Genomic DNA, 10,602 nt, shown 5'->3' on the forward strand with positions numbered 1-10,602 from the left:
CTTTGATTGTCAAACGTGGTGACGTTTATTTTGCAGACCTATCCCCAGTTGTTGGTTCAGAACAAGGCGGCGTCCGTCCAGTGCTTGTCATCCAAAACGACATCGGGAATCGGTTTAGTCCCACAGTAATTGTTGCAGCAATCACAGCTCAAATTCAAAAAGCTAAGCTGCCTACTCACGTTGAAATTGATGCGAAGCGTTATGGTTTTGAAAGGGATTCGGTCATCTTATTAGAACAGATTCGTACAATTGATAAACAACGCTTAACCGATAAAATAACCCATCTCGATGACGAAATGATGGAAAAAGTGGATGAAGCCGTGCAGATCAGCTTAGGCCTCATCGAATTTTAGCAAAAACGCTCTTCTAAAGGGCGTTTTTTTTGTTTTTAGGCAAAAAAGGTTTACTCTTTTTGGATTAGGGTAAAAAAGAAAGTCCTTTATATTTTAAAAACCGTTCGGGTTGTGAAAATATACCCAATTAAATGGAAGAATACACATGTGATTCAGTTTAGCTTTTCAAGAGCCAGTTCCTTAATTAATCCTATTTACAGGATGAAAAGAGGTTTTTATAAAAAACTGTCGAAATAACAAATGCGGCGATGTATTATTTGGGAATTATAATAGGTATCATTTGACTGGCACCCCTTGTTATCATTAAATAGATGTATATCCAACGGGTATTATTTATTTTTTTACAAATTTTTTGTTTGCTTTACAATAAAGGGGATTTGGAAGGCTAATAATAGATATATGATAAAATAGGGAGGAACTAATGGATTCCACAATTTTAAATTATATTCAAAATAATAAAGATGCTATTTTCAATGACTGGCTTCAGGCAACCAAGGAAAATGCGGATGAAAGAGTCACCAAGGTAGTATCTGACCAGGTGTTTATTGGGACGAGCAGGGAATTTATTGACCTGATTATTTCAAATATAAAAAGCTCGAATGAAGAATTCACATCAAAACTAAGTGATTTCTCTGAGAAAATTGTCCGCTTAGGCTGGCCACTCAGTTTTGTGACAAAGGGATTGCAAACCTTTGGCAAAATTGTATTTGAAGGTATGCAAGATGCGGGGATTGTTACGAAAGAAAATCAGTTGAAAATTGTATACGAATTTGACAGCTGGATGACCCCAATGGTGAATGAAATCGTTAATATGTATTCAACCACATGGGAAAGAACGGTTTCTCTGCAAAAGATCGCCCTGCAGGAACTTTCAGCTCCCCTGATACCTGTTTTCGAGGGAATTACGGTGATGCCGCTTGTCGGTACGATTGATACGGAGAGGGCAAAGCAGATCATGGAGAATCTTTTAAATGGAGTTGTTAAACACCGTTCTGAAGTGGTTCTCATTGATATTACCGGTGTGCCGGTTGTCGATACGATGGTAGCCCATCATATCATTCAGGCTGCTGATGCAGTAAGGCTTGTCGGGGCTAAATGCATGCTTGTAGGTATTCGGCCTGAAATTGCCCAAACGATTGTAAACTTGGGCATCGATTTAAATCAGTTCACCACAAAGAACACGCTTAAAAAAGGAGTAGAAGCGGCACTTGAGTTAACAAGCCGCAAAATTGTGAATGTGGAGGGAGCGGAGTGAGAGTGAGAATTCCGATTTTAAAGTTGAACGATTGTTTGTTAGTCTCCATCCAATGGGAATTAGATGACCAGACTGCGCTTCAGTTTCAGGAGGATTTGCTCCATAAAATTCATGAAACAAGTGCGAATGGAGTCGTGATCGATTTAACATCCATTGACTTTATTGATTCATTCATCGCTAAAGTTTTAGGCGACGTAATAAATATGTCCAAACTGATGGGTGCAAAAGTAGTCATTACCGGGATACAGCCTGCCGTAGCTATTACGCTGATTGAGTTAGGTATTGGGTTAGATGATGTCCTTACTGCATTAGATTTAGAAAAAGGTTTGGAGAAATTACAACAGGAATTGGGGGAGTAACTGTATGGAAAACCAATCCTGCGTTAAAATCATAAACGAATGGGACATCGTTGCAGCCCGCCAGCTTGGGCGGAATGTTGCTAAAGAGCTTGGTTTTGGTACAGTTGACCAGGCCAGAATCACTACAGCCATTAGTGAACTTGCCCGGAACATCTATTTATACGCCGGACAAGGACAGATCTGTATAGAAAAAATATATGACGGCGGAAAAGCGGGATTGCGTATAGTTGCAGTAGACAGCGGCCCTGGAATAAATGATTTACGCCAAGTAATGGAAGATGGATTCTCAACATCGGGGGGATTAGGAGCCGGCCTGCCAGGTGTCAAGCGGTTAATGGATGAGTTCTTAATTGACTCCAATCCTGGAACCGGAACAGATATAAAAGCAACTAAATGGCTCCGTTAGGGGGATGCGGTATGGATTTCCGAGAAATGATGGAGTCAAAGTATCGGGATATTCTGGAGAATTATATAAAGGAACAATCTGAACAGGCTCTGTATCAAGGCCAGAAGTTCAGCAGGAAGTCGATTGAACACAAAGTCTCTCCTGAAGAGATTATCAGCGTTCATAAAAGCCTTATGGGTGAACTGTACCCGGACTTGCCTGAGTATGTTCACCATTCTTTTGATATCCTTCTGGAAGTCATGATAGGCTATGGATTTGCCTATCGGGAACACCAGAACTTGAAGCATATTCAGCAGGAGCTTAGAACGGAAATGGAGATTGCTGCTAACGTACAGCAAACCCTGCTGGGAACGCAGGTTCCTTCTGTAGAGGGACTGGACATTGGCGCAATTAGTGTTCCTGCCAAACATATGAACGGTGATTATTTCCATTTTGTTCAGGATGAAAATGGCAGCATTAGCATCGCGATTGCTGATGTTATCGGAAAAGGCCTTCCGGCAGCTTTATGTATGTCCATGATCAAGTACGCCATGGATAGTTTGCCTGAAAACCGCAATGATCCTAAAAGTGTTCTTGAGAGCCTGAACCGGGTTGTAGAGCAAAACGTAGATTTGACTATGTTCATTACGATGTTCTATGGGATATACGATACAAATACCCATTTGTTCTCTTACGGTTCTGCCGGACATGAGCCAGGGCTTTTCTATAATGCCAACAAAGGTGAATTTACCGAACTAGTGGCAAAAGGCCTGCTTCTGGGCATCGATAAAAAAACGAAATACCGCCAGTACGAAAAAGGAGTAAATCCCGGAGATATGATTATATTAATGTCAGATGGGGTAACTGAATGCCGTACTGAAGAAGGTTTTATTGAAAAAGAAACATTGCTTGGATTAATCAAGAAATATATTCATTTGAGTGCACAGGAAATTGTTAATAGCGTATATAAAGAACTCGAAAAGCTCCAGCATTTTCAATTGCGAGACGATTTTACCTTAATTATTTTAAAAAGAAATGTTTAACCAGTTTAAATTACGGGTAAGTAGTAAAATGCAGTTGACATGTAAAGAGGTGGGTCAGTTATGAATATTACAATAGATGTAAAAGAAAATGATATGCTAATTGAAGCAATGGTTAGCGGAGAAATTGATGCATATACAGCTCCAAAACTCCGGGAAGAGCTTTTTCCTTTAACGGAAAAAGAAGGAGTGGAAATGGTGGTAAACCTATCTGAAGTCTCTTATATGGATAGTACCGGCTTAGGCGTATTTGTTGGTGTATTTAAAAATGTACGTGCCAATAACGGCAAGTTCAAAATTGTTGGTTTGTCTGATCGCTTAAAGAGACTTTTTGAAATCACAGGTCTAGCCGATATTATCGATATAAACAGCGGGATTGAAGGTGGAGTACAATGAACGAACCATTTGATTATATAGAGGTAAAGATTCCAGCCAAGCCGGAATTTGTTGGGGTAATCCGCCTGACTTTATCGGGGATTGCCAGCAGAATGGGATTTGCCTACGAAGAAATTGAAGATTTGAAAATTGCTACCAGTGAAGCATGCACCAATGCAGTCCAACACGCATACAAGCAGAATGAACAGGGTGAAGTAGTCATTGGATTCGGGTTATATAATGACCGTCTTGAAGTTATGGTTGCAGACAGCGGCAAGAGTTTTGATTTCCAATCTGCGAGACAAGGCATTGGACCATATGACCAGACTGATTCTGTGGAATTTTTGCGTGAAGGAGGCTTGGGCCTATACCTGATTGAAACATTGATGGATGAAGTGAGAATTCATCACAAAGAGGGTGTTACGGTCTTCATGACCAAATACCTAGAGGGAGAGCAGGTGGAGAGGGATGCAAAAACAATCTCAACCTAATCAAAAATCAAAAGAAGAAACAAATGCTTTAATCAAGGCTTATCAACTTCACCAAGATGAAGAAGCCCAAAATGCGCTTGTCCTTCAATATCAGAACCTGGTCGAAGCCATTGCCCGTAAATATTCAAAAGGCAGATCGTATCATGAAGATATTGTCCAAGTCGGCATAATCGGATTACTAGGGGCAATCCGCCGTTATGATGAATCTTACGGAAAAACATTCGAAGCCTTTGCGGTTCCTACGATTATTGGTGAAATTAAGCGCTTTTTAAGGGATAAAACATGGAGTGTCCATGTACCCCGCCGAATAAAAGAGCTAGGCCCGAAAATAAAGGCGACCGTTGAAGATCTTACAACTGAGCTTCATCGTTCTCCTCGAGTGGACGAAATTTCCGATGTGCTCGGAGTATCAGAAGAAGAAGTGCTGGAAGCGATGGAAATGGGCAAAAGCTATCAGGCGCTTTCTGTTGACCACTCGATCGAAGCTGACTCCGATGGAGGCACAGTAACATTGCTGGATATCGTCGGAAATGAGGACGAGGGCTTCGAGAAAGTAAACCAAATGCTTGTACTTGAGAAAGTCCTGCATGTCTTATCTGAGAGAGAAAAATTGATTATTCAATACACATATCTTGAGAATATGAGCCAGAAAGAAGCAGGAGATAAACTGGGGATTTCCCAAATGCATGTCTCAAGACTTCAAAGGCGTGCGATCAAAAAACTCCAAGAAGCTATCCATGCTGAAACAAATAACTCGGAGTGCCTTTCATGACCAAATTGGTTAGAGACAACATCGAAGTGATCGCTCACCAGACGGCTAAAGAAGGAAAGTCATTCTGCGGGGATGGATATTATTTCACCGCAACAGATGAATACTTTGTATGTGTACTAGCAGACGGCCTTGGAAGCGGAGAATTTGCGTATGAAGCTTCTTCGGCCGTTATAGCGGTTGTAGAAGAGCACCATGAGAAAGATGTTGATACACTCATGAAGCTTTGCAATGAGGTTCTTGTACAAAAAAGAGGGGCAGCAGTTGCATTGTTTAAGGTGCATTTTGCTACCAGGGACTTTGTCTACAGCTGTGTAGGAAATATCCGATTTTTCCTTTACTCATCAACTGGCAAACTAACCTACCCTTTGCCTGTTACAGGGTATCTGTCAGGGAGGCCGCAGGTTTTCCACACCCAACGGTTTACGTATGAAGCTGATTCAAAATTCTTGCTATACTCAGATGGCTTAAATATTCAAGGGGTTAAATCTTTTCTAAAAGCATTTCTCCCAATTGATCTTATCTCGGAGGATATTAAAAAGCAGTATCCCTCAACAGCCGATGATGCTACTTTTATACTTGGAAGCTTACTCTAAAACAGGGTAAGCTTTTTTGTTTTAGACTCCGGTAAACTTGCCTGTCGATTTCCACTCAAGAAGCTCAGCGAACGCGGGCGGGGGCCACCTCGGATACTTGCACTCTGTCATCTCCCTTGACTGGCTTTTCCTGCTGGAGTCTTGCGCCTTCCGTTCCAATTAATAGGGTGCCAATATCAACAATGAGCTTTAGTGGAGCCTTGTTTAAAAAAAGACTGGGCCGCCATGGGAAGTGTGAAACTTTATAGAGGTTTTGTTAAAATGGAAGATGAAACTCTATGATGGAGGAATGAACTTGGAGAAATTACTGGATAAACAAGATCAAGTGTTAAACATGATTGCAGGGGAACTTTCAATTGCAGTTAAACAAGTGAAAAATACGATAAACTTACTGGAAGAAGGAAATACTGTCCCTTTTATTGCCCGGTACAGAAAAGAACAAACGGGTGCATTAGATGAGGTTCAAATCCGCGATATCATGGAGCGCTGGCAATACATACAAAACCTTAACCAGCGGAAAGAAGAAGTTGTCCGTTTAATTGAAGAACAGGGCAAATTGACAGATGAATTAAAAGCCAAAATTGAAAAAGCAGTTAAATTGCAGGAAGTTGAGGATTTATACCGCCCTTACAAGCAAAAACGCCGTACGAAAGCGACTGTGGCAAAAGAAAAGGGGCTGGAGCCTTTAGCTGAATGGCTGCTAACTTTTTCACTTAATGAAAAGCCAGAAATAAAAGCGAAAGAATTTTTGTCCGAGGAAAAGGAAGTAAATACAGTTGGGGAAGCAATCTCCGGTGCAAAAGACATCATCGCAGAATGGGTATCGGATGAAGCTGACAGCAGGAAATGGATCCGTACGGAAACTGCCAAAAAAGGAACAATCGAGTCGTCTGTTAAAAATAATGAGAATGACGAAAAGGGCGTTTATGAAATGTATTATGAATATGAGGAGCCGATTTATAAAATTGTTCCTCATCGAACACTGGCATTAAACAGAGGCGAAAAGGAAGATGTATTAAAAATAAACATCAAGCCGAATACGGACTTTATCCTGAACTACTTATTTAAAAAGTGGGTGCAGGACGGCCGTGCTCTTGCAGCGCCAATTGTAAAAGAAGCGATTGAGGACGGATATAAGCGGTTAATACAGCCTTCTATTGAACGTGAAATACGAAATGAATTAACTGAAAAGGCGGAAGAGCAGGCAATCATGATCTTCTCCGAAAATCTTAGGAAACTATTGCTGCAGCCTCCGTTAAAAGGCAAGGTTGTACTAGGGGTAGACCCTGCATATAGAACAGGCTGCAAGCTGGCCGTAGTCGATGATACAGGGAAAGTGCTTAATATCGATGTCATTTATCCTCATCCTCCTGTTTCCAAAACAAAACAGGCAAGAGAAAAAGTTATTCATATACTCGGTGCCTATAAAGTAGAAATGGTCGCAATTGGTAATGGAACTGCATCGAGAGAAACCGAACAATTTATTGCGGACATTCTAAAAGAAATGAAGGATGAGATTTTCTATCTAATCGTAAATGAAGCAGGAGCTAGCGTTTACTCTGCATCCGATTTGGCAAGAGAAGAGTTCCCGGATCTACAGGTAGAAGAAAGGAGTGCCATATCCATTGCGCGCCGCCTTCAAGACCCGCTTGCAGAGCTTGTGAAAATTGATCCAAAATCTGTTGGAGTGGGGCAATATCAGCATGATGTATCTCAAAAGAGATTGTCCGAGTCGCTAGACTTTGTAGTGGAAACTGCAGTAAACCAAGTGGGTGTCAATGTTAATACAGCATCCTCGTCACTCCTTCAGCATGTTGCAGGACTTTCAAAAACAGTTGCCAATAATATAGTCAAGAAGCGAGAAGAGGAAGGGAAATTTGCAGACCGAAAGCAGCTGAAAAAAATTCCGCGCCTTGGAGCGAAAACTTATGAGCAGGCAATTGGATTCTTAAGAGTTGTTGATGGCAAAGAGCCATTGGACAGGACAGGCATTCACCCTGAAACGTATGCAGAAGTTAATAAGCTGTTAGCAAATCTCGGTACTAAGTCCAGTGATCTGGGGACCAAGTCATTAAGAGATGCCCTGCAAGGATTGGACATTAGCCAAACAGCACAAGAGCTTGAAATTGGCGAGCTGACGTTAAAAGATATAATCGATGCACTAATGAGACCTGAACGGGACCCTCGCGATGAACTGCCGAAGCCTCTATTAAAGAAAGAAGTTTTAAAGCTCGAAGATTTACAAGAGGGCATGGAACTTCAAGGGACAGTACGAAACGTAGTCGACTTTGGCGCTTTTGTCGATATTGGAGTCAAACAGGACGGCCTTGTTCATATCTCCAAGCTTAGCCGTCAATTTGTAAAGCATCCTTTGGATGTTATATCTGTAGGTGATGTAGTCACAGTCTGGGTTGACTCTGTAGATAAACAGAAAGGAAGAGTCGCCTTAACTATGCTGGACCCGTCAAGTTAAATGGAAAAACACTGCTTATTTGTCTAGCTTCAGCGCCTGGCTCCTCGAGTCATAAGCCAAATCACTTCAGAAATCAGGACAAGGAAAGCTTCGGCAGCGATACACAGCCCTCCCAAAGCGTAGCTTTGGGAGGTTTCCTGCGTGATTCGTCTTATGCTTGCGGAGCTGAACAAGGCGCTCAGCTTTTCTATGAGCAGTGTTTTTTTCTATAAAAAAACCAGCATTGATTTAATAATTTAATCTGATAACGGTCCTTTTCGTAAAATGCACGCTGGATTTGGTTCTGAAACCAAACAGGCATATGATTACCTCCCGTGTGTTAGGTTTTATCCTTATGGTTTATGTGGATATAGGATGGCTTCCTTTGAGTAAAAGAAATGTATGGATCTTAAAAATAAGAACTGTTCCTTATCTGTAAAAGGTATATATAATGTATGCTATAATAGGTTGTCATGTTCACAATAAAAGGGGAAAACATTGCAATGAATGACAAAGATCTTCAAGTACTTGTTGAAAAGATATCTTTAGGTAGCTTCGGTAAACCGTTTTGCCACCAGGCTTACTTTAATGCCCGGCTTAGATCGACGGGCGGAAGGTATATGTTAAACTCTCATCATATAGAAATAAATAAAAAATATTATGAGCAGCTTGGAATGGAAGAACTTGTCGGCATAATTAAACATGAGCTTTGCCATTATCATTTGCATTTAGAGGGCAGAGGATATAAACACCGTGACCAGGATTTTAGGCAGTTAATGAAGAAAGTAGGAGCACCACGATTTTGCTCCGCTTTGCCTGATGGCCAAAAAAGAAGAACACCCAAGAAAATACTCCTCTATATTTGCAAAGAGTGCAATCAAACTTATCAGAGAAGAAGAGCTGTTGATACCAAGAGATATGTATGCGGAAAATGCAGGGGGAAATTAGTGTTCGAAAAAGAATTGACAATGGACTAAAAAGGCTTTATATTTAGTAATTGTCGCAGGACAAAAACAGGACGAGAGGTTAATAAATTCTTTCAAAAACAAGCTTGACTTTTGAAGTTCACGTCCTTATAATGTAAAGAGTCGATAAGATGATTACTACGATTTCGACGAATATCAATTATTATTCCGCAGTAGCTCAGTGGTAGAGCATTCGGCTGTTAACCGAACGGTCGCAGGTTCGAATCCTGCCTGCGGAGCCATATTTGGGGAAGTACTCAAGTGGCTGAAGAGGCGCCCCTGCTAAGGGTGTAGGTCGCGTAAGCGGCGCGAGGGTTCAAATCCCTCCTTCTCCGCCAGAATATTCTCACAATGGCCCGTTGGTCAAGCGGTTAAGACACCGCCCTTTCACGGCGGTAACACGGGTTCGAATCCCGTACGGGTCACTTTTTCATATAAAAATCTCATTAAAATACACAGCTTCCGTAGTGTAGTGACGAGCGACACTGCTTCAATGAACCTCGGGTTGTTCCGATGTATTTGGTACCTTGGGTAGATTGAAGAGGAAGGGACAGTTAACAAGCAGTATAAACGAGCGTAGATAACCATCGTTTAATACAAAGGTCCCGTGGTGTAGCGGTTAACATGCCTGCCTGTCACGCAGGAGATCGCGGGTTCGATTCCCGTCGGGACCGCCATTTTGTTGGGCTATAGCCAAGCGGTAAGGCACCGGACTTTGACTCCGTCACTCGCAGGTTCGAATCCTGCTAGCCCAGCCATTTTTATTTATGAGCCATTAGCTCAGTCGGTAGAGCATCTGACTTTTAATCAGAGGGTCGAAGGTTCGAGTCCTTCATGGCTCACCATTTTTATATTGCGGGTGTGGCGGAATTGGCAGACGCACCAGACTTAGGATCTGGCGCCGCAAGGCGTGGGGGTTCGACTCCCTTCACCCGCACCATTTATTACCATTGAAATGCATGTTTAATCTTGGTATAATTGTTTTTGTCGCTTCATTAAGCGGTCGTGGCGGAATGGCAGACGCGCTAGGTTGAGGGCCTAGTGGGGGCAACCCCGTGGAGGTTCAAGTCCTCTCGGCCGCACCAAAAAAGTTGTTGACAAATGTTCTTTACATCATTATAATATAAGAGTTGCTTTAAAAAATGCGCCCGTAGCTCAATTGGATAGAGCGTTTGACTACGGATCAAAAGGTTAGGGGTTCGACTCCTCTCGGGCGCGCCATATAAACGGGGAGTAGCTCAGCTTGGTAGAGCACTTGGTTTGGGACCAAGGGGTCGCAGGTTCGAATCCTGTCTTCCCGACCATTCGGGAAAAACAATCATATATGCGGGTGTAGTTTAGTGGTAAAACCTCAGCCTTCCAAGCTGATGATGAGGGTTCGATTCCCTTCACCCGCTCCAAAATGTTAATTGCTCTTTGAAAACTGAACGAACAAAAACGTCAACGTTAATTCATTAGTCTTTTTTGAAAAGACAACTTATGAGCTTAATCAACTCTTATATGGAGAGTTTGATCCTGGCTCAGGACGAACGCTGGCGGCGTGCCTAATACATGCAAGTCGA

General features: G+C 42.0%; 12 protein-coding genes, 11 tRNA genes and 1 rRNA gene. 23 read left to right on the plus strand and 1 reads right to left on the minus strand.

Annotation, left to right across the window (positions count from 1 at the left end; genetic code table 11):
- Positions 1-2: 2 nt before the first annotated feature.
- From ndoA to DFO73_RS24345, 10 genes are all read left to right on the plus strand, one after another.
- Complete coding sequence (gene ndoA, locus DFO73_RS24300) at positions 3-353, plus strand: type II toxin-antitoxin system endoribonuclease NdoA (RefSeq protein WP_009336311.1); 351 nt, start codon at positions 3-5, stop codon at positions 351-353.
- A 421-nt stretch (positions 354-774) separates the two neighbouring features.
- Positions 775-1,608 (plus strand): RsbT co-antagonist protein RsbRA, encoded by an 834-nt coding sequence (locus DFO73_RS24305; RefSeq protein ID WP_110067279.1) that lies wholly within the window; start codon positions 775-777, stop codon positions 1,606-1,608.
- Between the two features lie 2 nt (positions 1,609-1,610).
- Positions 1,611-1,967: an STAS domain-containing protein gene (locus DFO73_RS24310; protein WP_026041667.1), complete on the plus strand. Its 357-nt coding sequence runs from the start codon at positions 1,611-1,613 to the stop codon at positions 1,965-1,967.
- Positions 1,968-1,971: 4 nt separating this feature from the next.
- On the plus strand, positions 1,972-2,373 hold the full coding sequence (locus DFO73_RS24315; protein ID WP_026580738.1) for an anti-sigma regulatory factor: 402 nt from the start codon (positions 1,972-1,974) through the stop codon (positions 2,371-2,373).
- An 11-nt stretch (positions 2,374-2,384) separates the two neighbouring features.
- A complete protein-coding gene (locus DFO73_RS24320) occupies positions 2,385-3,395 on the plus strand; it encodes a PP2C family protein-serine/threonine phosphatase (protein ID WP_110067280.1) in 1,011 nt (336 codons plus the stop codon).
- Between the two features lie 60 nt (positions 3,396-3,455).
- Positions 3,456-3,788, plus strand: a complete 333-nt coding sequence (locus DFO73_RS24325; protein WP_110067281.1) for an anti-sigma factor antagonist — start codon at positions 3,456-3,458, stop codon at positions 3,786-3,788.
- Positions 3,785-4,258: an anti-sigma B factor RsbW gene (gene rsbW, locus DFO73_RS24330; protein WP_026580741.1), complete on the plus strand. Its 474-nt coding sequence runs from the start codon at positions 3,785-3,787 to the stop codon at positions 4,256-4,258. Before DFO73_RS24325 ends, rsbW begins: the two co-directional genes overlap by 4 nt.
- Positions 4,236-5,030, plus strand: coding sequence for an RNA polymerase sigma factor SigB (sigB, locus tag DFO73_RS24335; protein WP_110067282.1), 795 nt, complete (start codon positions 4,236-4,238; stop codon positions 5,028-5,030). The genes rsbW and sigB overlap by 23 nt, the downstream gene beginning before the upstream one ends.
- The gene (locus tag DFO73_RS24340; RefSeq protein WP_110067283.1) at positions 5,027-5,623 is read left to right on the plus strand and encodes a PP2C family serine/threonine-protein phosphatase; all 597 of its coding nucleotides are present in this window, start codon (positions 5,027-5,029) and stop codon (positions 5,621-5,623) included. The genes sigB and DFO73_RS24340 overlap by 4 nt, the downstream gene beginning before the upstream one ends.
- 289 nt (positions 5,624-5,912) lie before the next feature.
- Positions 5,913-8,096, plus strand: coding sequence for a Tex family protein (locus tag DFO73_RS24345; protein ID WP_181396119.1), 2,184 nt, complete (start codon positions 5,913-5,915; stop codon positions 8,094-8,096).
- A gap of 187 nt (positions 8,097-8,283) precedes the next feature.
- On the opposite strand, the gene cmpA is transcribed toward DFO73_RS24345, so the two are convergent.
- Positions 8,284-8,397 (minus strand): cortex morphogenetic protein CmpA, encoded by a 114-nt coding sequence (cmpA, locus tag DFO73_RS24350; protein WP_009336300.1) that lies wholly within the window; start codon positions 8,395-8,397, stop codon positions 8,284-8,286.
- A gap of 181 nt (positions 8,398-8,578) precedes the next feature.
- On the opposite strand from cmpA, the gene DFO73_RS24355 reads away from it, so the two are divergent.
- The 13 genes from DFO73_RS24355 to DFO73_RS24415 form a co-directional block, all read left to right on the plus strand.
- Positions 8,579-9,052 carry a SprT family protein gene (locus tag DFO73_RS24355; protein WP_110067285.1) on the plus strand — a complete coding sequence of 158 codons (474 nt, stop codon included), beginning with the start codon at positions 8,579-8,581 and terminating at the stop codon, positions 9,050-9,052.
- Positions 9,053-9,207: 155 nt separating this feature from the next.
- Positions 9,208-9,282, plus strand: a tRNA-Asn gene (locus DFO73_RS24360).
- 5 nt (positions 9,283-9,287) lie between these two features.
- Positions 9,288-9,378, plus strand: a tRNA-Ser gene (locus DFO73_RS24365).
- Between the two features lie 15 nt (positions 9,379-9,393).
- Positions 9,394-9,465: transfer RNA gene (locus tag DFO73_RS24370), tRNA-Glu, on the plus strand.
- A gap of 176 nt (positions 9,466-9,641) precedes the next feature.
- A tRNA-Asp gene (locus DFO73_RS24375) sits at positions 9,642-9,717 on the plus strand.
- A 6-nt stretch (positions 9,718-9,723) separates the two neighbouring features.
- Positions 9,724-9,798: transfer RNA gene (locus tag DFO73_RS24380), tRNA-Gln, on the plus strand.
- Positions 9,799-9,809: 11 nt separating this feature from the next.
- Positions 9,810-9,885: transfer RNA gene (locus DFO73_RS24385), tRNA-Lys, on the plus strand.
- 10 nt (positions 9,886-9,895) lie between these two features.
- Positions 9,896-9,980, plus strand: a tRNA-Leu gene (locus tag DFO73_RS24390).
- Positions 9,981-10,039: 59 nt separating this feature from the next.
- A tRNA-Leu gene (locus DFO73_RS24395) sits at positions 10,040-10,125 on the plus strand.
- 59 nt (positions 10,126-10,184) lie between these two features.
- Positions 10,185-10,261: transfer RNA gene (locus tag DFO73_RS24400), tRNA-Arg, on the plus strand.
- 6 nt (positions 10,262-10,267) lie between these two features.
- Positions 10,268-10,344, plus strand: a tRNA-Pro gene (locus DFO73_RS24405).
- 22 nt (positions 10,345-10,366) lie between these two features.
- A tRNA-Gly gene (locus DFO73_RS24410) sits at positions 10,367-10,440 on the plus strand.
- 97 nt (positions 10,441-10,537) lie between these two features.
- A 16S ribosomal RNA gene (locus tag DFO73_RS24415) occupies positions 10,538-10,602 on the plus strand; the annotation flags it as partial.

Origin of the sequence: Cytobacillus oceanisediminis (assembly GCF_003182355.1) — a bacterium.
GTDB lineage: Bacteria > Bacillota > Bacilli > Bacillales > Cytobacillaceae > Cytobacillus > Cytobacillus oceanisediminis_A.